General features: G+C 58.8%; 24 protein-coding genes and 1 riboswitch. Of the genes, 8 read left to right on the top strand and 16 right to left on the bottom strand.

The window, feature by feature from the left end; genetic code table 11:
- Positions 1 to 14 precede the first annotated feature (14 nt).
- A riboswitch (ZMP/ZTP riboswitch) is annotated at positions 15 to 94 on the bottom strand.
- Between the two features lie 343 nt (positions 95 to 437).
- Complete coding sequence (gene katG / locus ABLU73_RS17030) at positions 438 to 2,615, top strand: catalase/peroxidase HPI (RefSeq protein WP_004202604.1); 2,178 nt, start codon at positions 438 to 440, stop codon at positions 2,613 to 2,615.
- Between the two features lie 33 nt (positions 2,616 to 2,648).
- Here the strand turns inward: katG and zapE are convergent, their stop codons facing one another.
- Both zapE and ABLU73_RS17040 read right to left on the bottom strand, forming a co-directional pair.
- On the bottom strand, positions 2,649 to 3,710 hold the full coding sequence (zapE, locus tag ABLU73_RS17035; RefSeq protein WP_032456111.1) for a cell division protein ZapE: 1,062 nt from the start codon (positions 3,708 to 3,710) through the stop codon (positions 2,649 to 2,651).
- Positions 3,711 to 3,806: 96 nt separating this feature from the next.
- Complete coding sequence (locus tag ABLU73_RS17040) at positions 3,807 to 4,487, bottom strand: MgtC family protein (RefSeq protein WP_004202612.1); 681 nt, start codon at positions 4,485 to 4,487, stop codon at positions 3,807 to 3,809.
- 599 nt (positions 4,488 to 5,086) lie between these two features.
- On the opposite strand from ABLU73_RS17040, the gene ABLU73_RS17045 reads away from it, so the two are divergent.
- On the top strand, positions 5,087 to 6,493 hold the full coding sequence (locus tag ABLU73_RS17045; RefSeq protein WP_264924383.1) for an MFS transporter: 1,407 nt from the start codon (positions 5,087 to 5,089) through the stop codon (positions 6,491 to 6,493).
- Positions 6,494 to 6,501: 8 nt separating this feature from the next.
- On the opposite strand, the gene ABLU73_RS17050 is transcribed toward ABLU73_RS17045, so the two are convergent.
- The 4 genes from ABLU73_RS17050 to ABLU73_RS17065 all read right to left on the bottom strand — a co-directional run bounded on the left by ABLU73_RS17050 (position 6,502) and on the right by ABLU73_RS17065 (position 12,253).
- Complete coding sequence (locus ABLU73_RS17050) at positions 6,502 to 7,383, bottom strand: LysR family transcriptional regulator (protein ID WP_004202617.1); 882 nt, start codon at positions 7,381 to 7,383, stop codon at positions 6,502 to 6,504.
- A 146-nt stretch (positions 7,384 to 7,529) separates the two neighbouring features.
- The gene (locus ABLU73_RS17055; RefSeq protein ID WP_017900542.1) at positions 7,530 to 9,830 is read right to left on the bottom strand and encodes an FdhF/YdeP family oxidoreductase; all 2,301 of its coding nucleotides are present in this window, start codon (positions 9,828 to 9,830) and stop codon (positions 7,530 to 7,532) included.
- Positions 9,831 to 10,151: 321 nt separating this feature from the next.
- Positions 10,152 to 11,069 (bottom strand): bestrophin family ion channel, encoded by a 918-nt coding sequence (locus ABLU73_RS17060; protein ID WP_023318342.1) that lies wholly within the window; start codon positions 11,067 to 11,069, stop codon positions 10,152 to 10,154.
- A gap of 242 nt (positions 11,070 to 11,311) precedes the next feature.
- On the bottom strand, positions 11,312 to 12,253 hold the full coding sequence (locus tag ABLU73_RS17065) for a cation diffusion facilitator family transporter (protein ID WP_017900540.1): 942 nt from the start codon (positions 12,251 to 12,253) through the stop codon (positions 11,312 to 11,314).
- 222 nt (positions 12,254 to 12,475) lie between these two features.
- Here ABLU73_RS17065 and ABLU73_RS17070 point away from each other — a divergent pair, with 222 nt between their 5' ends.
- On the top strand, positions 12,476 to 13,162 hold the full coding sequence (locus ABLU73_RS17070) for an ABC transporter substrate-binding protein (RefSeq protein WP_348850312.1): 687 nt from the start codon (positions 12,476 to 12,478) through the stop codon (positions 13,160 to 13,162).
- A 1-nt stretch (position 13,163) separates the two neighbouring features.
- On the opposite strand, the gene ABLU73_RS17075 is transcribed toward ABLU73_RS17070, so the two are convergent.
- The 4 genes from ABLU73_RS17075 to ABLU73_RS17090 all read right to left on the bottom strand — a co-directional run bounded on the left by ABLU73_RS17075 (position 13,164) and on the right by ABLU73_RS17090 (position 15,259).
- A complete protein-coding gene (locus ABLU73_RS17075; protein ID WP_017900538.1) occupies positions 13,164 to 14,033 on the bottom strand; it encodes an oxygenase MpaB family protein in 870 nt (289 codons plus the stop codon).
- A 113-nt stretch (positions 14,034 to 14,146) separates the two neighbouring features.
- Positions 14,147 to 14,578: an OsmC family protein gene (locus ABLU73_RS17080; RefSeq protein WP_348850313.1), complete on the bottom strand. Its 432-nt coding sequence runs from the start codon at positions 14,576 to 14,578 to the stop codon at positions 14,147 to 14,149.
- Between the two features lie 114 nt (positions 14,579 to 14,692).
- Positions 14,693 to 14,839, bottom strand: coding sequence for a hypothetical protein (locus tag ABLU73_RS17085; protein WP_017900537.1), 147 nt, complete (start codon positions 14,837 to 14,839; stop codon positions 14,693 to 14,695).
- Between the two features lie 15 nt (positions 14,840 to 14,854).
- Positions 14,855 to 15,259: a YdeI family stress tolerance OB fold protein gene (locus tag ABLU73_RS17090; RefSeq protein WP_348850314.1), complete on the bottom strand. Its 405-nt coding sequence runs from the start codon at positions 15,257 to 15,259 to the stop codon at positions 14,855 to 14,857.
- A gap of 144 nt (positions 15,260 to 15,403) precedes the next feature.
- Between ABLU73_RS17090 and ABLU73_RS17095 the strand changes: the two genes are divergently transcribed.
- The 3 genes from ABLU73_RS17095 (at position 15,404) to ABLU73_RS17105 (ending at position 17,678) form a co-directional block, all read left to right on the top strand.
- On the top strand, positions 15,404 to 15,907 hold the full coding sequence (locus ABLU73_RS17095; RefSeq protein ID WP_064149965.1) for a hypothetical protein: 504 nt from the start codon (positions 15,404 to 15,406) through the stop codon (positions 15,905 to 15,907).
- A gap of 8 nt (positions 15,908 to 15,915) precedes the next feature.
- Positions 15,916 to 16,362 (top strand): YetF domain-containing protein, encoded by a 447-nt coding sequence (locus ABLU73_RS17100; protein WP_004202634.1) that lies wholly within the window; start codon positions 15,916 to 15,918, stop codon positions 16,360 to 16,362.
- 320 nt (positions 16,363 to 16,682) lie between these two features.
- The gene (locus tag ABLU73_RS17105) at positions 16,683 to 17,678 is read left to right on the top strand and encodes an SDR family oxidoreductase (RefSeq protein WP_065904322.1); all 996 of its coding nucleotides are present in this window, start codon (positions 16,683 to 16,685) and stop codon (positions 17,676 to 17,678) included.
- Here ABLU73_RS17105 and ABLU73_RS17110 read toward each other — a convergent pair.
- From ABLU73_RS17110 to ABLU73_RS17130, 5 genes are all read right to left on the bottom strand, one after another.
- Complete coding sequence (locus tag ABLU73_RS17110) at positions 17,675 to 19,300, bottom strand: alpha-amylase family protein (RefSeq protein ID WP_004202637.1); 1,626 nt, start codon at positions 19,298 to 19,300, stop codon at positions 17,675 to 17,677. The two genes, ABLU73_RS17105 and ABLU73_RS17110, sit on opposite strands and share 4 nt — an antisense overlap.
- Before the next feature lie 39 nt (positions 19,301 to 19,339).
- Positions 19,340 to 19,513, bottom strand: coding sequence for a hypothetical protein (locus ABLU73_RS17115; RefSeq protein ID WP_004202638.1), 174 nt, complete (start codon positions 19,511 to 19,513; stop codon positions 19,340 to 19,342).
- A 16-nt stretch (positions 19,514 to 19,529) separates the two neighbouring features.
- The gene (locus ABLU73_RS17120) at positions 19,530 to 20,036 is read right to left on the bottom strand and encodes a ferritin-like domain-containing protein (RefSeq protein WP_004202639.1); all 507 of its coding nucleotides are present in this window, start codon (positions 20,034 to 20,036) and stop codon (positions 19,530 to 19,532) included.
- A gap of 23 nt (positions 20,037 to 20,059) precedes the next feature.
- The gene (locus tag ABLU73_RS17125; protein WP_004202641.1) at positions 20,060 to 20,275 is read right to left on the bottom strand and encodes a hypothetical protein; all 216 of its coding nucleotides are present in this window, start codon (positions 20,273 to 20,275) and stop codon (positions 20,060 to 20,062) included.
- 366 nt (positions 20,276 to 20,641) lie between these two features.
- Positions 20,642 to 20,827 carry a general stress protein gene (locus ABLU73_RS17130; protein WP_004143718.1) on the bottom strand — a complete coding sequence of 62 codons (186 nt, stop codon included), beginning with the start codon at positions 20,825 to 20,827 and terminating at the stop codon, positions 20,642 to 20,644.
- A 657-nt stretch (positions 20,828 to 21,484) separates the two neighbouring features.
- Between ABLU73_RS17130 and ABLU73_RS17135 the strand changes: the two genes are divergently transcribed.
- Both ABLU73_RS17135 and ABLU73_RS17140 read left to right on the top strand, forming a co-directional pair.
- Complete coding sequence (locus ABLU73_RS17135) at positions 21,485 to 22,399, top strand: SDR family oxidoreductase (RefSeq protein ID WP_004202642.1); 915 nt, start codon at positions 21,485 to 21,487, stop codon at positions 22,397 to 22,399.
- Between the two features lie 190 nt (positions 22,400 to 22,589).
- Positions 22,590 to 22,835 carry a YmjA family protein gene (locus ABLU73_RS17140; RefSeq protein WP_004202643.1) on the top strand — a complete coding sequence of 82 codons (246 nt, stop codon included), beginning with the start codon at positions 22,590 to 22,592 and terminating at the stop codon, positions 22,833 to 22,835.
- Positions 22,836 to 22,902: 67 nt separating this feature from the next.
- On the opposite strand, the gene ABLU73_RS17145 is transcribed toward ABLU73_RS17140, so the two are convergent.
- On the bottom strand, positions 22,903 to 23,796 hold the full coding sequence (locus tag ABLU73_RS17145; RefSeq protein ID WP_200982749.1) for a LysR family transcriptional regulator: 894 nt from the start codon (positions 23,794 to 23,796) through the stop codon (positions 22,903 to 22,905).
- Positions 23,797 to 23,897: the final 101 nt, after the last annotated feature.

Below are 23,897 nucleotides of genomic sequence, written 5' to 3' on the forward strand. Positions count from 1 at the left end.
TTATCTCCAGATAGCGGTAATGCCCAGGCGCGCGGCGACGTCGACCATGCTCCCCAACAGTATTCTGTCTTTAGCGCCAGTCACATGGTGTCTAAGTATTAGCTTATTCTGTGTCCGCCAACAACCCCTGCGCCGGGCATTCGTTACGCTCGCTCAGCGGAAAACCCTCATCCTTTTCTCATAGTAAAATTGTCATATCTCAAACAATTAGCATTCCTTCGGCCCGATTGACGCAGATCGTTTCCTTTGCCGTCTCGTTACGTCTATGGTTAATGGTGAGGTGTATTTTTTACCCCTGGATCCGCCAGGTCATATAAGAGGGTGTTTCGCCCTTCGTTGAACGGAATTAGCTATTAAATCCGTAGACTCATTCAAATATCGCTTATTGGTAGCAGTGTATATCGTAACGGCATTCACAAAAGCAAACGGAGCCTGATATGAGCACGTCTAACGACCCATCCAACAACGCATCCGCCGGAAAGTGCCCTTTCCACGCCGAGACGCCCAAGCAGAGCGCCGGCAGCGGCACCGGCAACCGCGACTGGTGGCCTAACCAGCTGCGTGTCGATCTGCTGAACCAGCACTCCAGTCGTTCCAACCCGTTGGGTGAGGATTTTAACTACAGGGAAGAGTTTAAAAAGCTCGATTACTCCGCGCTGAAGGCTGACCTCAGAGCGCTGCTGACCGATTCGCAAGAGTGGTGGCCAGCAGACTGGGGCAGCTATATCGGTCTGTTTATTCGTATGGCCTGGCACGGCGCCGGCACCTACCGCACCGTTGACGGTCGCGGCGGCGCGGGTCGTGGGCAGCAGCGCTTTGCGCCGCTGAACTCCTGGCCTGACAACGTCAGCCTAGATAAGGCCCGCCGTCTGCTGTGGCCGGTGAAACAGAAATATGGCCAGAAAATCTCCTGGGCCGACCTTTACATGCTGGCGGGTAACGTGGCGCTGGAAAACGCCGGCTTCCGCACCTTCGGTTTTGGCGCCGGTCGTGAAGATGTCTGGGAACCGGATCTGGACGTTGACTGGGGCGATGAGAAAGAGTGGCTGGCCCACCGTCACCCGGAAAGCCTGGCGAAACAGGCCATCGGCGCCACCGAAATGGGGCTGATTTACGTTAACCCGGAAGGACCGAACGCCAGCGGCGAGCCGCTGTCCGCCGCCGCGGCCATTCGCGCCACCTTCGGCAATATGGCGATGGACGATGAAGAAATAGTCGCGCTGATCGCCGGCGGCCACACGCTGGGTAAAACCCATGGCGCCGCAGAAACCAGCCACGTCGGCGCCGAGCCGGAAGCCGCGCCGCTGGAAGCACAGGGCCTGGGCTGGCACTCCAGCTACGGCAGCGGCGCAGGCGCGGATGCCATTACCTCCGGTCTGGAAGTGGTCTGGACGCAGACGCCCACCCAGTGGAGCAACTACTTTTTCGAGAACCTGTTCAAATACGAATGGGTGCAGACCCGCAGCCCGGCGGGCGCTATCCAGTTCGAAGCCAAAGACGCCCCGGAAATTATCCCGGATCCGTTTAACCCGGGGAAAAAGCGCAAACCGACCATGCTGGTCACCGACCTAACCCTGCGCTTCGACCCGGAGTTTGAGAAGATCTCCCGTCGCTTCCTCAACGACCCGCAGGCTTTTAACGAGGCCTTCGCCCGGGCGTGGTTCAAGCTGACCCACCGCGATATGGGGCCGAAATCCCGTTACCTCGGGCCGGAAGTGCCAAAAGAAGATCTGATTTGGCAGGATCCGCTGCCGGCGGCCACCCATCAGCCGAGCGCGGAAGACATCGCCAGCCTGAAAACCGCCATCGCCGGCGCCGGCCTGTCGGTGAGTGAGCTGGTATCGGTAGCCTGGGCCTCCGCCTCCACTTTCCGCGGCGGCGATAAGCGCGGCGGCGCCAACGGCGCGCGTCTGGCGCTGGCCCCGCAGAAGGACTGGCCGGTCAATGCTATCGCCAGCCGGGTGCTGCCGACCCTGCAGGCGATCCAGCGCGCTTCCGGCAAAGCGTCGCTGGCCGATATCATCGTGCTGGCTGGCGTGGTCGGCGTTGAGCAGGCTGCGGCGGCGGCTGGCGTCAGCGTCAACGTGCCGTTTACCCCTGGCCGCGTCGACGCCCTGCCTGAGCAGACCGACGTCGAGTCGTTTGACCTGCTGCAGCCGCTGGCGGATGGCTTCCGCAACTACCGTCGCATCGAGGGCGGTGTGTCGACGGAAACGCTGCTGATCGATAAAGCGCAGCAGCTGACCTTAACCGCTCCGGAAATGACGGTTCTGGTGGGTGGACTGCGCGTGCTGGGCGCCAACTACGACGGCAGCAAACACGGGGTGTTTACCGACCGCGTCGGCGTGCTCAGCAATGACTTCTTCGTCAACCTGCTGGATATGGCCACCGTCTGGAAACCGGCCGATGATCGGGCGGAGCTGTTTACCGGCAGCGACCGTAAAACCGGCGAAGCGAAGTACAGCGCCACCCGCGTGGATCTGGTGTTCGGCTCCAACTCGGTCCTTCGCGCCCTGGCGGAAGTGTACGCCTGCGCCGACGGGCAGCAGAAGCTGGTGCATGACTTTGTCGCCGCCTGGACCAAGGTGATGAACCTCGACCGTTTCGACCTGTGATCCCCTCGCCCCGGCACCCGCCGGGGCTTTTTTTTATACCGCCCGCGGCAGCTGTTGCAGGCGGCTCCGCGTTCGCTGAATATCCTCCAGTTCCACCCCGGCCACCAGCGTCTCCAGGTCGCAGCGGGTCACCAGCAGCAGGCGGATCTGCTTTTCATACAACACATCAATCACGTTGATAAAGCGCTGCTGGGCCGCCGGCCCTACCGTGGCTAGCGGCGGCACCTCGTCCAGTAACCAGACGGCATAACGTTCGCTGAGCGCCAGATAGTCCATCACCGCCGTGGCGGCCTGGCAGAGCTGGGCAAAAGAGAAATGGAGCAAGGCGGGTGACGCCGCGGCCGCCTGCAGCGTGCGGTAGCCTACCTCCAGCGGGACCGGTTCGGCAGGCAGCGAGGGCAGCTCGTACAGCTGACGCTGTGATTCGCCCGGGTTAACCCATAGCCGCCCGCTGCAGAAGGCGTTATCCTGGCTCAGATGCCGTTCGCGATAATCCTCCTCGCCGTTAAGCGCGACGACCGCCAGGTGGGCGCGGATCAGCGCGATCGACGGTAAAAAGCGATCGTGATACAGCGGATTAGGCAGCAGCATCTCCGGCGGGTAGTTAGAGGTTGCCAGCAGCACGATGCCCCGTTGAAAAAGGTGTTCCAGCAGCGCCTTCATCAGCATGGCGTCGCCGGGGTCGTGAAGATGAAATTCGTCGAAACACAGCAGGCGGCAGCCGGAGGTCATCTGCATCATCACCGTCTGCAGGCCGGGCGCGCCGGGGGCATTCAGCCGCTGGTGCAGTTCGCGGAAGAAGTGATGAAAATGGACCCGACGCCGGGCGGCAAGCGGCAGGCTGGCAAAAAAGTGATCGAGAATATAGCTTTTCCCTCGCCCGGTGCGTCCCCAGACGTACAGTCCCTGCGGCGTGCCGGGCGCGGACAACAGCTGCTGGCCCAGGGCGTCCAGGCGAGCGATGAGCGACAGCTGATCGTTGTCCAGCGTCAGACGGGCACGCGCCGCCTGCTCGGCCATCACGCGGGTAAAGCGAAAATCAGCCGTCGTCATAGTCTGGCCAGATTCCGACGGCACACATCCATTATTTAACATTCTTATAACCTCCGGCAGGAGGCCATTCTAGCCGCTTTACCACGGGTTGGCGAATCGCGCGGCCAGCGGCCGTTTCCGCTGCCCCACCGCCTGTCTCTACGCTTCTCCGACGCGCCAGTGTACCGAGGTGACGTTCTGCTGAACGCCCACTTGCGCCATAATCTGCGCCAGCGTTTTCTGATGCTGCTTATGGCTAATCAGCTCCGCGCAAATCTCCAGCTGATCCGCCGTGTCTGCTGCCGCCGACTGTAATCCCTGCAGGGTGAACCTCTGCTGCTGAGCAATATTCAGCAGCAGCTGACGCACGGCCTTTTCATGCTCGCGCAAACAGGTGACGCGTAAGATATAGCGTTTTTCTTCGTCACCGGCGCCCGGCAAGGCATGAATACGCTGCGCCGCTTCGCGGAGCAGGATATTGGCGCACAGAATAATCAGCGTCGCCGCCGTCGCGTTCCAGAACTGCCCCAGGCCGCAAAGGACACCGATACCGGCCGAGCACCACAGGGTGGCGGCGGTATTGAGGCCGCGAACGTTCATGCCATCGCGCATAATCACTCCCGCCCCCAGGAAGCCGATACCGGAGACGATCTGCGCCGCAATGCGCCCCGGGCTGTCCGGCGAGGCCGACATCGCGCTAAGAATAAACACCGCCGCGCCGGTGGCCACCAGCGCATTGGTCCGCAAACCGGCCATACGTTGCCGCCATTGTCTTTCCGCGCCGATCAGCGCTCCCAGCAGCATTGCCGCGAGTAAATGTGTCATATAAGGAAATACCATCGCGCCTTCCTCCAGATAACAGAAAGCAATAAAAATGTATTGATGTCGCGCTCAGCCGCGCCGGGCAATTAGCGGGCGGATGATGGTGGAGGAAATAAGGTGGTGGGAAACAGAAACATAACGATGCCTCTCGCTTTCGGTCGCGAATCACTACATTCAGGGAGGCAATCCGGTAATCAAAGATTGCTGCCCGCCGGTTCGGCAAGCAGCGAAAATAGTCGCGTTAACTTGCCGGAGAATAACAATAAGGATGACTGTCCAACGCATGACTCCTGTATGAAAGTGGGCACATTATAGCCCGGCGCAATAGCGGGTAAAGCGGGAAAACGCCGCCAGTGAGGATTCGTTTACTCTGTCTGGCCCTGGGCCTGGCCCTGCGCAGCGCGACATCGCCTGGCGGAGAACATTGCCGCCCACGGTGATTTACTTCAATTCTTCCCTTGGCGTGCGGCGAAAAGCAGCATGAATATCATCTTTTACCCTGCATGGCGCGATCTTACGCTAAAGATTGCCGTTAACGCTAAAGATTAAAAATTTAAAACTATTAACAATCACTTAACATTAGCAGGCAAACCATTCTTCCTGAGGAACACAACACCATGTCTACCACCCAGGTTCTCGGCGAATCGCCCTATGCTTCGCCAGGACAACCGCACGCCAGCTTAACCGGACGCATTGACGCGCTGCCCGCCTCCTTCGGGTTATGGTCGTTTATCACCCTACTCTCCCTCGGCGGCTTCTTTGAGCTCTACGATTTGTTCCAGACCGGGTACATCAGCGCGGGCCTGCTGGCGGAGGGTATTTTCCACACCGGCGCGGCGGGGATCTTTGGCATCGCCGATCAGGCGGCCTTTGCCTCCGCCACCTTTATGGGGCTGTTTATCGGCGCGAGTCTGCTGGCGCCGCTGGCGGACAAGCTGGGGCGCCGCCTGACCTTTATGGTGGCGCTCGCCTGGTACGGCTTTTTCTCGCTGCTGATGGCGACCCAGAGCAGTGCGGAAGGAGTGATCTTCTTCCGCTTTCTGGTGGGAATCGGCCTCGGCATTGAGCTGGTGACCATTGACACCTACCTCAGCGAATGGGTACCTACCCACCTGCGCAATAAAGCCTTCGCCTTTGCCTTCTTTATTCAGTTCTTGTCGGTTCCGGCGGTAGCGCTGATGTCCTGGATATTGGTGCCAACCACCCTCTTCGGCCTCAGCGGCTGGCGCTGGGTGATCATCTTCGGTGCGCTGTTCTCGCTGGCGATCTGGTTTATCCGCAAAAAGCTGCCGGAGTCAGCCCGCTGGCTGGAAAGCAAAGGGCGGCATGATGAAGCGCATGCGGTGATGTGCGCCATGGAAGCCCGCTGCGGCCTGACGCCGTCGCCGAAGCATGTGCAGGCGGCACAGAGCGTCGTCAAACGCGGCACCTTCGGCGAAATCTGGGCGCCGCAGTACCGGCAGCGAACCCTGATGCTGATGGTGATGAATTTCTTCCAGGCGATCGGTTTCTTCGGCTTTGGCAACTGGCTGCCAGCGCTGCTTTCCGGTCAGGGGGCCAGTATCACCCACAGTCTGCTGTACGCCTTCTTTATCACCCTCGCCTATCCGCTGGGCTGCCTGTTCTGCACCCGCTTCGTGCATCGCTTTGAGAACAAGTGGCAGATCGTACTCTCCGCGCTGATGACCGTCATCTTCGGCAACCTGTTTGCGCTGCAAAACAATCCTATCCTGCTGGTGATCTGCGGGTTTATGATCACCTGGTCCAACGCCTGGCTGACCATCAGCTACCACGCCTACCAGGCCGAGGTCTTCCCGACCCATATTCGCGCCCGCGCCGTCGGCTTCTGCTACTCGTTCAGTCGTCTCTCGACCGCGGTGACCAGCATCCTGATCGGCATTATTCTGCAATATGCCGGCACGCCGGGGGTGATTAGCTTTATCGTCGTCAGTATGCTGATGGTGATGCTGTCGGTGGGGATCTTCGGCCCGAGAACCCGGGGCATTCGACTGGAGAATATCTGAGGCTGGCCTCAGCCAAAAATCCCCTGCGCCTCGGCGAAGCATTTTTCCGCCAGGGACGAGACCGGCTCCTGCTGGCGCATAATCAGCGCCAGCTGCGAATCGACCTGGGTTTCGGCGATCGGCAGAATTTCAAGATTATCGCTCAGCGCTTCGAGGCCGTTGTTAAGCGGCATAATGGCGCAGCAGATCCCCGCCTGCACCGCCTGGATAATCTGAAACGTTGAATCGCTTTCAAAGACAGACGTCGGGGTTAGCCCTTTGGCCTTAAAGCTGATTTCAATGGATTCCCGGTAGTACATTCCCTTGGTCAGAAAGCCAAGGGGCAGCGCCGCCAGCGTATCCCAGCCCGGCGTCCCGGCGCTGAAGTCGAAATGGCGTTTATCGTGCAGCAGTCCCATCCGGGTTTGCGGCAGCCGGGCGATCTTAAACAGGCGTTCATCCAGATGCTGCAGGTAACAGATCCCCAGGTCCAGCTGGTTGCGGCTGACGCCATCGATAATCTGCTCCGAGGTCATTGACAGCAGGCTGAACTGCAGCGCCGGGTATTTCTCCGCGAGGGGTTTAATCAGCTGCATCGGGTTGAGGCTCGCCAGTGGCACCATACCAACCCGCAGCTGGCCGACCATCTGCCCGCGACAGATGGCCGCCTCCGCCGCCAGGCCGTCATGGGCGGCAAGCACCGCCCGCGCCCACGCGAGGATCCGCTCCCCCTCAGGGGTAAAACCCTCAAAGCGCTGCCCGCGCTGGATAAGGGTCAGGTTCAGCTCCTCTTCCAGATTACGAATGCGCATGGAGAGGGTTGGCTGGGTAATATGGCAGGCTGCCGCCGCCTGGCCAAAATGGCGCGTCTGATCGAGCGCGATCAAATACTTGAGTTGCTTAATATCCATTCTCTTTCCCGTTTGAACCCCGCCGTTCACCCCCGGGGCCGCGCACAGGTTACCAGAATGTTAGTTTCATCACCGATAAATTCAAGCGAGGACAGGAGGGGCGACGGGGCGCAGGACGGCGCGACGCCGCCCAACGCCCTGCTTCTTTAACGCGCGCTGGCCAGCGGGCGAATCTCTTTCGAGCGCAGCGTCAGGCGGACAGGAACTGACTTATAGGAGGGCGTACCGCTCTCTTCATCCAGATAGTTCAAGGGCACCAGCACGTTGGCTTCCGGATAATAGGCGCCGACGGTGCCGGGCGCGATGCCGTAGGCCACCACGGTGATATCTCTGAGCGTCAACGCGCTGCCCGGCAGCGCTGTGTGGATATCCACCCGATCGCCATGCTCCAGGCCCTGGTCGGCCATATCCTGCTCGTTCATAAACAGCACGTCGCGACGGCCAAAAACGCCGCGGTAACGGTCATCCATAGCGTAGATGGTGGTGTTGTACTGGTCGTGGCTGCGCAGGGTCACTAAGCGCATCACATCCTCGCCCTCCACCACCACGTTCTCATGCACGCCTTTGAAAACCGAGAACATGGCTTTGCCGGTGGCGGTAGGCCAGATGCGCTCGGTCGGCGGCAGCGGCATGCGAAAGCCCCCGGGGTGGCGAATGCGCTGGTTGTAATCCTCGAACCCCGGAATGGTCTGTTCGATCAGATCGCGAATGCGGTCGTAATCTTCCACCAGATACAGCCAGTCGACTTTGCTGGCCGGCAGAGTGGCCTTCGCCAGACCGGCGACAATCGCCGGCTCCGAGCGCAGCGTCGGCGAGGCGGGCTTAAGCTTGCCTGAGGAGGCATGTACCATCGACATCGAATCCTCGACGGTGATCGACTGTCGGCCGCTGGCCTGCAGGTCAAGCTCGGTGCGGCCCAGACACGGCAGAATAAAGGTCTCTTTCGCCGTCAACAGGTGCGAGCGGTTGAGCTTGGTGCCGACGTGAACGCTGAGCTCAAGGTTGCGCATCGCCGGGAAAGCGCGTTCGTGATCCGGCATCGCCACGGCGAAGTTGCCCCCGAGGCAGATCAGGGCTTTGGCGTCGCCAGCGATCATGGCCTCCAGCGCCTTCACCGCATCGTGACCATGATGCCGCGGCGGCGCGATCCCCATCACCCGCTGCAGGCTGTCGAGGAAGGCCGCAGTGGGTTTTTCGCTGATCCCGACGGTGCGGTTTCCCTGCACGTTTGAATGGCCGCGTAATGGGCAGATCCCGGCTCCTGGCTTGCCGATATTGCCGCGCATCAGCAGCAGGTCGGCAATCAGCCGGACGTTGGAGGTGCCTTTATTATGCTGGGTGATGCCCATGCCGTAGGTGACGATGGTGGCCGTGGATTTGGCGTAGGCCACGGCGACCTGGGTTAGCGACTCGCGCGTCAGACCGGACTCCTGCTCAATATCCTGCCAGCGGGTGGCGTGCAGATCCTCGGCGAAGGCGGCGAACCCCTGGGTATGTTGCGCAATAAACGCGTGGTCGAGCACCTGGCCCTGCTCCTCCTCCAGCTGCAGCAGCGCTTTGGCGATCCCTTTCAGCGCCGCCGCGTCGCCGCCGGCCCGTACCTGGTAGTAGGTCGACGCGATCGGCGTCGAGCGATATGTCGCCATCTCCATCACGTTCTGCGGGTCGGCAAAACGCTCCAGCGCCCGCTCACGCAATGGGTTAAAAACGATAATCGGCACACCCCGGCGGGAAAGCTCATGCAGAGTGCCCATCATCCGCGGATGGTTGGTGCCCGGATTATGGCCGATGGAGATCACCAGCTCGGTCTGGTCAAAATCGTCGAGGGAGACGGTGCCTTTGCCAATGCCGATCGACTGCGGCAGGCCCACGCTGGTAGATTCATGGCACATGTTAGAGCAGTCGGGAAAGTTATTGGTGCCGTACTCGCGGGCAAACAGCTGAAACAGCCACGCCGCTTCATTGGAGGCCCGTCCGGAGGTGTAGAATTCAACTTCATCTGGCTGCAGGCCGCGAAGGATCTCGCCGATACGGGCGAAGGCCGCCTCCCACGCCACCGGTCGCAGGGTATCGCTGGCGCGGTCGTAGACCAAAGGATGGGTTAAGCGGCCATAGCCCTCCAGTTCAAAATCGCTTTTCGCCAGCAGGGAGGTCACGGTGTTAGCCGCGAGGAACGCTGGCGTCACCCGTTTGGTGGTCGCCTCCCAGGTAACGGCTTTGGCGCCATTTTCGCAAAACTGAAAAGTGGATTTATGCTCTTTATCCGGCCAGGCGCAGCCCGGGCAGTCAAACCCATCCGGCTGGTTAGTTCGCAGCAGCGTGGCGGGCGCCTCGAAGGCATCCATCTGGGTACGCACGGCAATGGCCGTGGCCTTCAGCGCGCCCCATCCGCCTGCCGGACCGTCATAGGGGTGAACACCGGGAACCGCGCGTCTTTTATTGGTCATCTTTTTACTCCTGCTGCTCTGTTCTGGCCGCCGCCGGCCGAAAAAAAGCGTGCGACGACTCCGGCGACGAGGCGTGGTGTGCGCGGCGTCACCTGATAAGAATGCTGTTTCTCAAGGATAGTACGATGGGAAAGCGTAGGTACTGCGTTTGTTAACCGAATAATAACATACGCCACAAATCTGTATAATTGATGTTATCTATCGGGTGTTAAATTTAACTTATTTGCAAATTTTGCTTTTATCGCCGCCCTCTGCGCGGCGGGTCACGCGGGGACGGGAAAGTGATGACCGGGCAGCGGAAACTGCCCGGCGCGCAGGGGTTCAGGTCAGGTTGAAGTAACGGTCCGGACGCAGCGTCTCCGGCAGCGGATGTTGACCGGTCATGTCGAGCAGATTGCGCTCAATGGTGTTGCACATCGCGTTCAGCGGCAGGTCGTTGGCGGCGGTGCCGAAAGGATCCTCCAGCTCTTCCGCCAGCGAATCCCAGGATAAAAAGGTGTAGGAGATAAAGACCGAAACAAACGGCGTCATGTAGTGCAGATCCCCGACCAGGGCGAACGGCAGCAGCGTGCAGAACAGGTACACGGTGCGCTGCAGGATCAGGGTATAGGCGAACGGCACCGGGGTGGTGGCCAGCCTTTCGCAGCCGCCCAGCACGTGCGCCAGCTCATCGAGCTTATTGTCCATCAGCCCGTAGGTGATGTCGCTCAGCTTGCCCGCCTCGCGCAGCTGGCCAATTTCGTTACCGGCCAGCAGCAGGATCCGGTTGGTGGGCATCGAACTGGCGAGGATCTCCGTCACCCTCTCCTCGGGCAGCAGCCGCCGCAGGTCAGCCGTCGGATCGGTTTTGCGCAGCTGGTGCTTCAGGCTCCAGCTGAAGGCCACCAGATAGCTGACGATGCGCTGATGGGCATCGTGTTCCGCCGGCAGGATATTGCGCAGCTGGCGCACCAGGGTGCGTTCGGCGATAAGCACCGTCCCCCACAGATTGCGCGCCTCGACGAAGCGGCTGTAGCTGGCGCTGTTGCGAAAGCCGAGGAAAATCGCTATCGCGATGCCCAGCAGACTGAACGGCGCCACCGTTAAGTGGATCCCCAGCTGCGCGTACCATTGATAGCTGATAATGGCGATGATGGACATCAGCACATTAAGCAGCAGACGAAAGATGATTTTTGACAGCACGGAGCCGTGCCAGTCAAATAGGCGAAGAAACCAGTGTTGTTCTGGCCGAATGATCATTGTCTGACTTCCTGAATTACCGCTCTGGTCATTATCTCGAAATAAAGAATAGAGATTATCTATGAACCGATTGGTTTATTTTATCGTTAACTGCAACGGGCAGATCTGCGCCATTATTTAGCGATGGTAATGGCCGGCTCAGTATGAGCCTTATTTATCGTTCAGGCAATCAATGCGCGGGCGGAAGGGGCGAGGAATAATGGCTCAGGGATAAAATAACCGCTGAGCCAGTCTATTTCCGCTTATGACGTCAGGCAGTTTGCCTCCTCCGGCGAACTGGCAACCGCCGCGCAGGGATCCAGATGCACCATCACATTAAGCACCGGATGCTGCGCCATGACCCGCTCCCGCGCCTGCCGGGCAATCTGATGCCCTTCAGCGACCGACAGCTCTCCGGCTACCTCGAGATGGACATCCACCAGCACCAGATCCCCCGCCTTACGGGTTTTCAAATCGTGCAGACCCGCCACGCCCGGCGTGGCCCGCAGCGTGCCGGCGATTGCCCGCTGCGTCTCTTCATCGACAGCGCGGTCCATTAAATCGTGCAACGCGGTGGCGGCGAAACGATAGCCCATCCGCGTAATCACCAGCCCTACCGCCAGCGCGGCGAGCGGGTCGAACCAGGCGAACCCGGCCAGATTACCGATAATCCCCAGCGCCACCACCAGGGATGACGCGGCGTCTGAGCGGGCATGCCAGGCGTTGGCGATGAGCAGCGAGGAGTTCAGCCGCCTGGCGGCCGCCAGCATATAGCGAAACAGCCCCTCTTTGACCACCAGCGCCGTCAGCGCCATCCACAGCGCCACGCTGTGCACCGGCGGAATCGTCTGCGGTTGCGCGAGATGACCCGCGGCAGACCACAGCATACCGACCCCGACCAGCACCAGGATCGCGCCGAGGACCAGAGAGGCGCCGTTCTCATAACGCCAGTGGCCATAATGGTGATCGTGGTCAGACGGTCGGCGACTCTTTTTATTCGCCACCAGCACGACGCCATCGGCGAGCAGATCGGAAAAAGAGTGCATGCCATCGGCAATTAACCCCTGGGAACCAGAATATATTCCCACCGCAATCTGCAACGCGGAGAGAAAAATATTGACCACCACGCTAACCAGGGTACTTCTTCGCGCCTGCTCAGAACGCTGATGATATTTATTATCATTTTCAAAATTATGTTGTGCCATTATTTCTCTCCCTCAGTGAGCGGGAAGAATAAACTGACAAGCTGAGTTTATGCTTAACAATATAAAAGCCATTGCCTTGCTGTTTAACGAAATCGCTGCGGTCGTTAATTACTGTATTCTGAAAGTGTGGCCCCGGAGGTACAACCGCGCGCGGATGGACTATCTTATCACTGGCGACCAACAGGTCGGGCCACCTTCTCTTAGCCACCACAGGAGTCAGCGATGTCAGCAATCACACCATCCCGGCTGCGTTTTGCCATTAATCTGGGCAATGCGGTACTGGCCCATCCTGGAGAAAACGGCGAGCCGACAGGCATTACCCCCGAGCTCAGCCATCGACTGGCGCAGCGCTGGGGCGTCGTCGCCGAGTTCGTCACCTATCCTGCCGCCGGTAAAGTGGTGGCCGACGCCGGCGGCGAACGCTGGGATATCGCCTTTCTGGCCATCGACCCGGCGAGGGAGGCGACCCTGCGCTTTACTTCTCCCTATATCACCATTCAGGGGACAGCACTGGTGAGAGCCGGTTCTCCCTGCCAGAGCGTGGCCGATATGGATCGCCCGGCAACCACGATTAACGTCGGGCAAAACGCCGCCTACGATCTGTGGCTCACCCGCCATCTGCAGCACGCCAGCCTGAATCGTCTCCCCTCCTCGCAGGAGGCCATCGACGCCTTCCTCGCCGGTGAAGGGGATATGGTCGCTGGCATCCGTCAGCCGCTGGAGGCGACAGCGCGCCACCATCCGGGGGTGCGGGTCTTAGCGGATAATTTTACCGAGATCCAGCAGGCCATCTGCGTCGCCCGGGATGATGTGGTCCGCTTTAACGCGGTGAATGACGCGTTGGACGAATGGCGGGCGGACGGTAGCCTGGAGGCGCTGATTGCCCGGCACCTGGGCAAGGCGTGCTGAATCACGCCTCCGCCATCCGGCGCATGGCGCAATGCCAGGCGCCGTTACGTACCGAGGCGCGCAGCACGCGGGCGATGGCCAGTACCATCAGACGCGTCGTGCGCCGCTGCAGCGGCGTCAGCGACAGTCCCAGCATCTCCTGCGCCCATGGCGGCAGAAGATCGATCCCGGCCCGCATCATCACCTGGCCAACCGGCTGACTCAGGCGACCCGGCAGACGGGTGGTGAGCAGCACCTCGGCTACCTCCCGGGTACGTTCGTCACAGCGCAGCTGCGGCCGCATCGCCTCAAGATAGTCCGCGACCTCATTCGGCGTCTGGGGAATATCTTTGGCTCCCAGCCGACGAGCGATCTCCGCCGACTCGCGAAAATAGTCCTCCTGGCGCTGGACGCTGACCACCGTCCGCTTGTAGCGCAGGTGGGAGGCCATAAAGCGGCTGCACTCAGCGACATGCACCCAGGTCAACAGCGCCGGGTCGCTTGCCTGATACGGCGTGCCGTCCTTGTCCACCCCGGCGATCCGCTGATGGATCCCCTGCACTTTGGCGATCAACCGCTCGGCGTCGGGGGTGGCGGCGAAGGTGGTAGCGGAAATAAACTGACTGGTGCGACGCAGGCGGCCAAAGATATCCTCGCGGAAACGGGAGTGGTCCCAGACGCCGGCCAGCGCCAGGGGGTGCAGCATCTGCAGCAACAGCGCGCTAATGCCGCCGCACAGCATTGAGGTAAAATCACCATGCACCTGCCAGATGGCTGATTGCGGACCAAAAAGCCCCGGCTCCCCTTTGGGCTGTTCAAAATCAATCTCTTTTAGCGCCATGCCGGTCAGGCCGAGCACCTGCGCCTCGATCATTCCGCGAATGCCGATCATGCTGGAGTCCCTTACGTTTACCAAAGGACCAAAGATACCACTATTGCGCAGCGGAGGCAGTGACAGGGAGAGAGATCGCGGGAACGGTGCCCGCAGAGTGCGGGCACAACAGCTTATGGATTTAGCTGGTAGTCAAGGGTGATATTGGCTTTCAGCACCTGTGATACCGGGCAGCCGGCCTTCGCTTTCTGGATGATCTCATCGAACGCCGCCGGCGCAACGCCGGGCAGGACAATCTGGCTTTGCAACGCGATGTCGGTTATTACAAACCCACCGTCGGTTTTATTAAGGGTGACCACTGCGGTGGTGTCGATGGACGTCGCGGTATAGCCCTCTTCGCTGAGCATCAACGACAGGGCCATCGAGAAGCAGGCGGCATGTGCGGCGCCGATCAGCTCTTCGGGGTTGGTGCCTTTCACCCCTTCAAAACGGGTATTAAAGCCGTAGGGCTGCTGGCTCAGCGCCCCGCTCTCCGTCGACACGGTGCCTTTGCCATGCTTGAGATCGCCTTCCCAGTGCGCCAGCCCTTTCTTATGAATCGCCATATGACTCCTCCTGTGATGATGTCGAACAAAAAGTATAGTGCCTGATGCTGAACCTGCTTCTATTCTGCGGCCCGCCGCATCAGCGTTCCCAAAAAGTTCCCGTTGCGGATGACGCTAACGGCCATCGTGAGGATGGTAAGGATCGGTTTTGTCATCCTCGCTGTCGTCCCGTTTACGCGGCACTTCGCCATGCTCGTCAGGCGCCTCGCGCGCAGGGTGTTTCCCGCGCTCCTCGTCATGCGGGTGGGATGTTGTGCTCATACCGGTAAGCTCCCCTTAATTAGGCGACTGTTTGAGCAGGCGATCGATACGTACTACCGGCGGCGTCATTTTGCGATCAAGGCTGCCGTTAATACTGACCAGATCGTCAGGCTCTACGTGCTGTTCATTAAACGCGGCAACCGGAATAATGGCGGTGATGGTGCCGCTTTTATCGCGAAACTGATAACGGTCATCCCCCTGTCGGGTGAGCAGATTACCGCGCAGTGAAACCGTGGCGCCGTCGTGCATGGTTTTCGCCTGCTCAACGGTCATAATCCGCCCCTCCTCGACGCCGCGATAGCCGTCATCGAGTTTGTGCGGCGGCGGCGGCGCGGCATCCTGGCTAAAACCGCCTTTATCGTCCGCCTGCGCGACCGCGGCGGCAAACAAACAGGCCATGGCCAAGGCTAATTTTTTCATCATGCCTCCTTGTTTTTGCTGATGAACAGATTAAAGCCTGGCTGAGGCTGGCCATTTTTACAAAGTCAATTGTTCTGATATCGTCTAATATAAGAATGTCCTTATCGTTACGCTGATGGCGAAACGAAACGCGGGGAAATAATAATGACTGAGAATCAACAACCTTGTCACATCGTCGACGAGAATGAACAGGCCCTCCGCTTTGAATATCGCTTCAGGCGCTATGGGATAATTGTTCTCAGCCTCATCATTCTTACCGCATTAAGCGGCCTGTGGTCCTCCGGATATTTCAGTGAGGCGCACCGGGAAAGCCCTGAAGGTGAATTACGCGTCGATTACCAGCGTTATGCCAGACTGATGAGTGAAACCGAACTGAATATTCAAATCAAACCCACGCAGGAAAATGATACGACGATCAGTTTCGCCGCCACGTTATTAACCCGTTACCAGGTTGGCGATATCCGCCCGCAGCCGGATAAGATGTACAGTGCCGACGGGAAATTACATCTGGTGTATCAGCGGACAACCAACCGCTCGCCGCAATCGGTATGGTTATCTATTACCCCCAAAACGATAGGCAATATTTCCCTGCAGGCGGCAGTCAACGATCGCCCTGCCGTCAGCTGGCAACAGTTTGTCTATCCGTAGGAGTCGCGATGGAAATGGTCCTCAGAGCCGCAGCAATCTATCTGATCCTGCTGATTATTTTCAAGATTGCCGGTAGACGAACCCTGATGCAGTTAACCAATTTTGACCTGATACTGCTGCTGATTATCAGTGAAGCGACCCAGCAGGCGATGCTCAGCACAGACTATTCCGTTACCGGTTCGATGCTGACTATCGTCACCCTGGTCAGTATTGATATTTTATTCGGCTATATTAAGAAAAAATTTGCCCAGGCGGAAAATTTTCTGGATGGCACGCCGGTTATCGTAGTGGAAAATGGTGCTGTCATCGATGAGAAAATGAAGCTCGTCAATATTTCTGTCGATGATATCCTGCTGGCGGCCAGGCAGCACCATGGGATTTATGAACTGAAAGCGATAAAATTCGCTATTCTCGAACGTAACGGCCAGATATCCATTATTCCGGAACAGGAATAACACCGGCTTAGCTATTTATCGCGCTCCGGTTGTTTATCCCCCGATTCCGGGGCGCGGGTGGCGTCGTCCTCTTCTTTTTCAACGCTACGCGTGTTTACTGTCAACATTTTTCCTCCTCGCGGGTTGTCAAGTATCTTACAGATTATAGAACCTTAACGCCTGCTTATGCAGAAACAGGCCAGAGTCATCAGGATATGTCGCCTGATTCACACTGCGCTTATTCCAGGATATTTCCCACCTCACCGTCGTTATTTATGCTTAATAATGATTCGATCCGTGCAGCTTAAATTTACGATAGCGAAACAATTAATGAGGTCACTATGTCCGTGATGGTTATTACCGGCGGAACCGCCGGGGCAGGAAAAGCCACCGCGCTGCGTTTCGCCCGCGCAGGGTATCACGTGGCGCTGATCGCCCGCGATGAAACGGGTCTGCAGGAGACGCAGCAGGCTTGTGAACGTTTCGGCGTCAAAACGCTGGCGATTAGCGCCGATGTCGCCGATGCCGGGGCCGTGCAGCGCGCCGCCGCCGAGGTGGAAGCCACCCTCGGCGCCATAGACGTCTGGATCAATAACGCCATGACCACCGTGCTGGCGCCCTTTCGGCAGATGAGCGACGACGAATTTCGCCGGGTGACGGAGGTGACCTATCTCGGCTATGTCAACGGCACCCGCGCGGCGCTCGAGGTCATGACGCCCCGGGATCGGGGGGTGATTATTCAGGCTGGATCGGCGCTGGCCTGGCGCTCGATCCCCCTGCAGTCGGCCTATTGCGGCGCGAAAGCGGCGATCCGCGGCTTCACCGATGCCGTGCGCACCGAGCTAATGCATGAGAAAAGCCACATCCAGTTGACCATGGTCCAGCTGCCGGGGATGAATACTGCTCAGTTTGGCTGGGCGCGCAACAAAATGGAGCAGGCCATGCAGCCGGTACCGCCGGTCTATCAGCCGGAGGTCGCCGCTGAGGCCATCTACAGCGTGATCCAGCGGCCGGTGAACGAGCTGTGGGTGGGGAAAAGCACCATCCAGTCGATCCTCGGCCAGGTCTTCTTCCCTCGTCTGCTCGATCGGCTGATGGTGAAAAAAGCGTGGGAGGGACAGTTTACCGGCCAGCCGAAGCCGGCAGAGCATCAGGACGACCTGTTCACGCCAGTGCGCGGCAATCATCCCGGACACGGCCCCTTTAACGATGGCGCGCGGCGTAAAGCGGTGACCATCAGCGCCGATCTTCCGGGTAAAGTGGCTGCCGGCGTCGGTGTGGCGGTGGCGACGATGGCCCTGCGGGCATTGTTCCGCCGACCAGGAAGACGGCGCTAAAGCAGGCTGCGGCTGAACCAGCGGTAACCATAGCCGGAGAGCGCCAGCCGCGCCTTTTCTCCGCCGTATAGCCCGTCCTGGTAGAACTTATCTTCCAGGATCGGGCTCCAGTAACCCTCGGCCAGCGGCGGGAGCTGGACCTCCACCGCCTGCTGGCTGCAGTTCGCCAGCATCAGCACCTCCCGCGATTCGCTGCGATAGCACAAGCCCAGCACCGCGGCTGGCTTCACCGTAATAAGGGTAAAAGGGATGGATCCCGGTTCAGTATATTCCGTGCGCGCCAGCACCATATTGCGTACCCGATGCAGTAGCGACCGGGGGTGGCGCAACGCCGCTTCGACATTGATCCGCTGGTAGCGAAACCGTCCACTGGCCACCGGTTTCACCGGCAAATCATCCGGCGCCGCCCGGGAAAAGCCGCCGTTGGGCGCGCCCGACCACTGCATCGGCGTTCGGACCGCGTAGCGCTCCGGTAAGCGCAGATCGTCGCCCATACCAATCTCGTCGCCATAGCGCATCACCGGCACGCCAGGCAGCGCGAGCAGGATGGCATGAGCCAGCGCGATGCGTCGGGTATCGCCATCCAGCATCGGCGCCAGCCGCCGGCGCACGCCACGCTGGTAAACCGACATCGATTTATCAGGGGCAAAGGTGCGGATAACCTGGCGTTTGTTGCGTTCGCCAATCCCCTCAAGATCCAGTTCATCATGGTTACGCAGCCAGTTGACGAAGCAGCATCCGTCCGGCGGGGCCACCATTGCCTGCAACGCCTTCACTACCGGGGTGGCGCGCTGCTGCGCCAGGCTGACATAGAGATATTTATTAAGCCAAAAATTGAGCACCATCTGCAGCCGATCGCCGCGGCCGAAATAATGGCGATAATCTTCCACTTCCACGTCCACTTCACCCAACAGTATCGCGTCGGGATTGAGGCGCTGCACGACCTGCCGGAGATGCGTCAACAGCGGGTAGCCCCGCGCCTCGTCGCCCTTCCCGGCCTGCTTCACCAGATGTGACGCCGCATCGAGGCGAAATCCTGACACCCCGGCCTGCAGCCAGAAGGTGATGATGTTTTCAATTTCAGCGATCACCGGCGGATGAGCGAGATTCAGGTCGGGCTCATGGCGATAAAACATGTGGCGATAGTATTGTCCGGCCTGGTCGTCCCAGCTCCAGACGCTCTCCTCGACGCCGGGAAACATGGGAGGATCGTCGTTCTCCGGCGGCCGATCGGCCCAAAGATAGTATGGCCGCCACGGCGACCGGGGATCGCGTCGCGCCGCCTGAAACCACGGGTGCTGGGCAGAAGTGTGCTGGATAACCAGCTCAACAATCACCCGCAGCCCCAGCTCCCGGGCGCGGGCAATCAGCTCAATCACGTCGGCGATGGTCCCGAAACGGGGATCGGGCTGCAAATGGTCGCTGATATCATAGCCATCATCCTGCAGTGGGGTAAGATAGAAAGGGGTCAGCCAGAGCACCGTCGCCCCCAGGCTACGAATGTAGTGCAGCTTTTGGCGTATACCGGCAAGATCGCCAAACCCATCGCCGTTGGCGTCGTAAAACAGAGCACTGTCAACCTGATAGATGACCGCTCTGTGAAACCACTCTTCCTGTTGCATCACTATCACCTTGCGTTCTGCCCGCCACTGTCAGCGTCCTCAGCGCGCCCTGCTGGTTTTCGTGCGCGTTTTGTCGACTGGCAATACGGGGTCGTGCTCTGCAGGTGGCACCCTGTTCGCCACCGCGTCCACCAGCGCCTGCTGCCTGGCGGTTAATTTCAGCGGAACCGCTTTGTCTGTGGCGAGGATCGCGATGGTGTGGCGCTTAACCATGATTGACTCCGGCGGCTTATTGTCCGGACTCAACGCCGGGCAGAGAGTTATGCATCAGATATTGTCCGGTCAGCGCCGGCAGATGATGCAGCAGCCAGTCAGCCATCCCTCTCTCTTCGGCAAGGATCCCTTCCAGAGTCGGCATCGCGCTATGGTCCCCCACGCGCTTCGCCGCCGTTAATAAAGCGGTATAGCAGGCGACCTCAAAATGGGCAAAAACGTAGGCGGTGATAATGAGTTTAATGAGCTCATCGCCGGGTAGCATGATGCCGATAGTCTGGCCCAGGGCTGCGACCCGGCTCATCGCATCCTTCAGCGCCGAGCGGGAAATATGGTTGCGGGCGATAAGGTCCTGCAGAGCAGACAGTTGCCGACGAGTTTCATAAAGATGTTGTTCAAGGCGGGTTCGCAGTTGCGGTTCATTATCGAGGCGTCTGATGGTGGCCATAAGCAGTGACTCGGCCTGTTTTTCCATGGCATGGGCATCGCGAAGCCAGTTGTGGTAATTTTCACTATCCGTCATATACACCTCTGATCGTTAATTATTTATTTTGACGGGGAATCTTCATTCTCTTCCGCCGCCTGGTCAGCTCGCGCTGCGCTATATCCGGATAAATGTCCAACAATATTGGCATAAATACTGATGAGAATGACCCACAGGACGCTGTCTTTCCACCAGATTAACGAGGGTATCGCCAGGCCCACCCACATAACGGCGGCCACAAGATGACAGCGCTTAATAAATACCGGCGTCAGTTTCATTTTATTACCTTAGATCTGAACAATATTTAGCAAGCGGATGTGTTGCTACCCGCCCCTGGCGTCCGGCGATTGACACCAGGCTTAAAATAGCTTTCTTATGCACAGCGATAAAAAGCAGTACTGTTACGTATTGCTCCGAGCCGTTATTTACTCACTCTTAGCGCTTCGCCGACACAATGCCGTTGCGGTAATCAGTATTTAATTGTTAAGATGGCTGTAATTGAATTATCCTGCACCTCTTTGCCCGTCGCGGAGAATAGACAATAGCTCAGGGAAGCGTTTGCAAATAAACAGAAACCTGCGGACCCACAGGCCCACAGGTTTCTTTCCCGACACCGTCATAACGGCGTCACGGGTCATCAGTCATCAGCTGTCGCCGGATTTACGGCCGCCGCCATGGCTGTTCTTACCACCCTTTTTACCGGCTTCGGATGCACGCTCAGGATCATTTTTGAAGTTCCCGCCGCTGTGCTGCCCACCTTTACGCCCGGCTTCGGATGCTTTTTCACGATCTTCTGCAAAATTACCTGAACCGCCTCTATGCTCTGCCATAATTTTCACCTTTGGTTTGATCAATATCGGTTGGTAAATGGAAAATGACCCTGTTACAAATCATCGCCCTCGATATCTAACACTAGAGGAATACCCGCAGGAGTCAAATTAATCTTGGCCATCACCCAGCGCATCGATAAAATAAATTAACCACAGCGAAGCGGCAATAAAAATTAATTTTTACGCAACTCCCTTATTCGCTTTGGGTTATATGTACCTTGTGAACTGTACTGCGGACATTGGTTCACGTTTGTAAACTAATGAAAATAATCTGATGAATAAATGTTTCTACTAATCCCGGGCTGCCACCCTTCCAAAATTAACACCAAAGAGGTATACCATTATTATCCATGCGTAGCGGATTATCCTATTATTCCCCTTTTCACTTTGTCTCCCTCTCTGCCTTTAAAAAATCTCCACCGCGCAGCAAATAAAATAGCCAGCCCGCATTAAGTCATGATGGAATAATCCTAATTTAACCCCGGCAATGATAACGCAGCGCTATTTGCTTAAATACGCCGGGGATCAGTCGGTTAAGGAATAACAATGCGTCTTTTAGCGGCCATTCACTGGCCCTGGGTGAGTCATCCGGGGTCTGGCGATGGGGGAACCTGACCTATCCTTACAGCTGGCCCGTTCTGTCTGAAGGAGATGACTATGCAAGATGAAAAACCGCCCATGAAGAAACTACCCACCTCCATGTTGCCAGAAGAGACGGCTCCACGTCCGGAGTTCCCGGAGCAAGAACAGAACCCGCCGGGTCTGGATGCGGAAATGGAGCCGTCACCGGACCATGGGGAAACCAGCTACACCGGCACCGGGCGGCTGGCCGGTAAGAAAGCGCTAATTACCGGCGGCGACTCCGGCATTGGCCGCGCGGTGGCGATCGCCTTTGCCCGCGAAGGGGCCGATGTCGCCATAAGCTATCTGCCGGAGGAGCAAGAGGACGCCGATGAAGTCATCGCTCTGATCAAAGCCGAAGGCCGCACCGCGGTGGCCCTGCCGGGGGATATTCGCTCCGAGTCCTTCTGTCAGTCGCTGGTGGCCGACGCGGTGCAACAGCTGGGTGGCCTGAGCATCCTGGTCAATAACGCCGGACGTCAGCAATATTGTGAGACCCTTGAGGAGCTGACCACTGAAGACTTTGACGCCACCTTTAAGACCAATGTCTACGCGCCGTTCTGGATCACCCGCGCCGCGCTGCCCCATCTCCAGGCCGGGAGCGCGATCATCAACACCACCTCGGTGCAGGCCTATAAACCCAGTCCGATCCTCCTCGATTACGCCCAGACCAAAGCCTGCCTGGCGATCTTCACCAAATCGCTGGCCAAACAGGTGGCAAAACGCGGCATTCGCGTTAACGCCGTAGCCCCCGGCCCTTACTGGACGGTGCTGCAGTCCAGCGGCGGTCAGCCGGACGAGAAAGTGAAACAGTTCGGCAAAGACACGCCGATGGGGCGCCCGGGGCAGCCGGTCGAGATCGCCCCGCTGTACGTCACCCTGGCATCCGATGCCTGCTCATATACCTCCGGCCAGGTGTGGTGCTCTGACGGTGGAGACGGGGTAGTCTAAGCCTCCTGGCAGACCGGCGTGCGGCATCGCGCGCCGGTTTTACCCTCCGTCCCCCGGGGAGCGATATCTGCCCTCTCGACTCGCCGCCGCGGCGATTTTTCCTCTGCTGCAACCTACCGGCTGCGTGCTATGATACTCGCCCGCCGCTGTGCGCTAACCCCGGCCCTGACGCCAATCCTGAGGACGACAGATGAGTAACGACATTCCCCTGAAATTTTATGACATCGTGGACGAATACGAGACCGAAGCGGCTGCCCCGGTTAAGGATGAGGAACGCGATGCGCTGGCGCGCTATTTTCAGCTGCTGATTGCGCGATTAACCAACAACGAAGAGATTGATGAAGAAGCGCAGCAGGAGATGGCCCGCGAGGCGGCCATTGACGAACGCCGTATTGACGATATCGCCAACTTCCTTAATCAGTGGGGTAATGAGTAAGGTTGATCCTCGGCTTTCCGGCAGGGCAACCGCCCGCCGGCGCTGCCGCTGAAGGCGGCGCCGTTGCTCAGGCATCGGCGAGCGTCTCCCCCAGCCGTCGCTGCAGCTCATCCAGAAACAGCGGCAGCCCATCGGGCTGATAGTCGCGGGAAAGATAGATGCCGTAAACGCTCAGCGCCTTCGGCGTCCAGTCAGGAAGCACCACCTCCAGCGCGCCGCTGGCAATCGCGCTCCGCGCCTCCAGTTCGGGGAGCATCGCGATGCCGCACCCCGCGACCGCCGCCTCCAGCAGTAAGGAAGAGATCCCGGCGCTCAGATTACCGTTCACTGCCACCGACGCCTCCTGACCCTGTGCATCGCTGAATTGCCAGCGCTGGCCGGCAAAATGACTGTATAACAGGCAGTTATGCTGTTGCAGATCGTCAAGGGTCGTTAGCGGACCATGCTGGCGGATCAAGCGCGGCGCAGCGCAGAGTAGCGACCGGCACACGCCGAGGCGGCGAGCGATAGCCCCCGCCTCCGGATTATCGGTAATGCGAATAGCCACGTCGATGCGCTCGCCGATCAGGCTGACCGGATGGTTATTGATATCCAGCTCCAGACGCAACAGCGGATAACGGGCAAGAAAATCCGGCAGCAGCGGGGAGATCAGCTGCATCGCGGTAAAATGCGCGCACGCCACCCGCAGCGTGCCGCTGGGGTCGGCACGCTGGCGTTCGCCGGCGATTTCATCGGCGATCCGCGTCAGGCCGCGGGTCTTGAGCAATACCTTCTCCCCGGCCGGGGTTAGCGTCAGCCGCCGGGTTGAGCGATGGATCAGCCGGGCGCCGGCCCAGCTCTCCATCTGTTCCAGATAGCGGCTGACCATCGGGCGCGACATCCCCAGCGCGCGCGCCGCGGCGCTGAGGCTTCCCAGTTCGCAAATTCGCAGATACACCTGCGCCGCAATCACCCTGTCCATCACGCCCCCTTCATCTGCACGATTTATGAAACTCAGCATCTCTTATTTCAGGAATTCTATCAAATGGCGAAATCCGTACAATGCTACGCATTCCCCTGTCA

This window comes from Klebsiella sp. GG_Kp175 (genome assembly GCF_040062325.1).
GTDB lineage: Bacteria > Pseudomonadota > Gammaproteobacteria > Enterobacterales > Enterobacteriaceae > Klebsiella > Klebsiella quasipneumoniae.

Excerpts from the sequence above, each read along its gene's own strand:
- katG (WP_004202604.1), top strand. The coding sequence starts at position 438 with ATGAGCACGTCTAACGACCCATCCAACAACGCATCCGCCGGAAAGTGC.
- zapE (WP_032456111.1), bottom strand. The coding sequence starts at position 3,710 with ATGTTAAATAATGGATGTGTGCCGTCGGAATCTGGCCAGACTATGACG.
- ABLU73_RS17040 (WP_004202612.1), bottom strand. The coding sequence starts at position 4,487 with ATGGTATTTCCTTATATGACACATTTACTCGCGGCAATGCTGCTGGGA.
- ABLU73_RS17045 (WP_264924383.1), top strand. The coding sequence starts at position 5,087 with ATGTCTACCACCCAGGTTCTCGGCGAATCGCCCTATGCTTCGCCAGGA.
- ABLU73_RS17050 (WP_004202617.1), bottom strand. The coding sequence starts at position 7,383 with ATGGATATTAAGCAACTCAAGTATTTGATCGCGCTCGATCAGACGCGC.
- ABLU73_RS17055 (WP_017900542.1), bottom strand. The coding sequence starts at position 9,830 with ATGACCAATAAAAGACGCGCGGTTCCCGGTGTTCACCCCTATGACGGT.
- ABLU73_RS17060 (WP_023318342.1), bottom strand. The coding sequence starts at position 11,069 with ATGATCATTCGGCCAGAACAACACTGGTTTCTTCGCCTATTTGACTGG.
- ABLU73_RS17065 (WP_017900540.1), bottom strand. The coding sequence starts at position 12,253 with ATGGCACAACATAATTTTGAAAATGATAATAAATATCATCAGCGTTCT.
- ABLU73_RS17070 (WP_348850312.1), top strand. The coding sequence starts at position 12,476 with ATGTCAGCAATCACACCATCCCGGCTGCGTTTTGCCATTAATCTGGGC.
- ABLU73_RS17075 (WP_017900538.1), bottom strand. The coding sequence starts at position 14,033 with ATGATCGGCATTCGCGGAATGATCGAGGCGCAGGTGCTCGGCCTGACC.
- ABLU73_RS17080 (WP_348850313.1), bottom strand. The coding sequence starts at position 14,578 with ATGGCGATTCATAAGAAAGGGCTGGCGCACTGGGAAGGCGATCTCAAG.
- ABLU73_RS17085 (WP_017900537.1), bottom strand. The coding sequence starts at position 14,839 with ATGAGCACAACATCCCACCCGCATGACGAGGAGCGCGGGAAACACCCT.
- ABLU73_RS17090 (WP_348850314.1), bottom strand. The coding sequence starts at position 15,259 with ATGAAAAAATTAGCCTTGGCCATGGCCTGTTTGTTTGCCGCCGCGGTC.
- ABLU73_RS17095 (WP_064149965.1), top strand. The coding sequence starts at position 15,404 with ATGACTGAGAATCAACAACCTTGTCACATCGTCGACGAGAATGAACAG.
- ABLU73_RS17100 (WP_004202634.1), top strand. The coding sequence starts at position 15,916 with ATGGAAATGGTCCTCAGAGCCGCAGCAATCTATCTGATCCTGCTGATT.
- ABLU73_RS17105 (WP_065904322.1), top strand. The coding sequence starts at position 16,683 with ATGTCCGTGATGGTTATTACCGGCGGAACCGCCGGGGCAGGAAAAGCC.
- ABLU73_RS17110 (WP_004202637.1), bottom strand. The coding sequence starts at position 19,300 with ATGCAACAGGAAGAGTGGTTTCACAGAGCGGTCATCTATCAGGTTGAC.
- ABLU73_RS17115 (WP_004202638.1), bottom strand. The coding sequence starts at position 19,513 with ATGGTTAAGCGCCACACCATCGCGATCCTCGCCACAGACAAAGCGGTT.
- ABLU73_RS17120 (WP_004202639.1), bottom strand. The coding sequence starts at position 20,036 with ATGACGGATAGTGAAAATTACCACAACTGGCTTCGCGATGCCCATGCC.
- ABLU73_RS17125 (WP_004202641.1), bottom strand. The coding sequence starts at position 20,275 with ATGAAACTGACGCCGGTATTTATTAAGCGCTGTCATCTTGTGGCCGCC.
- ABLU73_RS17130 (WP_004143718.1), bottom strand. The coding sequence starts at position 20,827 with ATGGCAGAGCATAGAGGCGGTTCAGGTAATTTTGCAGAAGATCGTGAA.
- ABLU73_RS17135 (WP_004202642.1), top strand. The coding sequence starts at position 21,485 with ATGCAAGATGAAAAACCGCCCATGAAGAAACTACCCACCTCCATGTTG.
- ABLU73_RS17140 (WP_004202643.1), top strand. The coding sequence starts at position 22,590 with ATGAGTAACGACATTCCCCTGAAATTTTATGACATCGTGGACGAATAC.
- ABLU73_RS17145 (WP_200982749.1), bottom strand. The coding sequence starts at position 23,796 with ATGGACAGGGTGATTGCGGCGCAGGTGTATCTGCGAATTTGCGAACTG.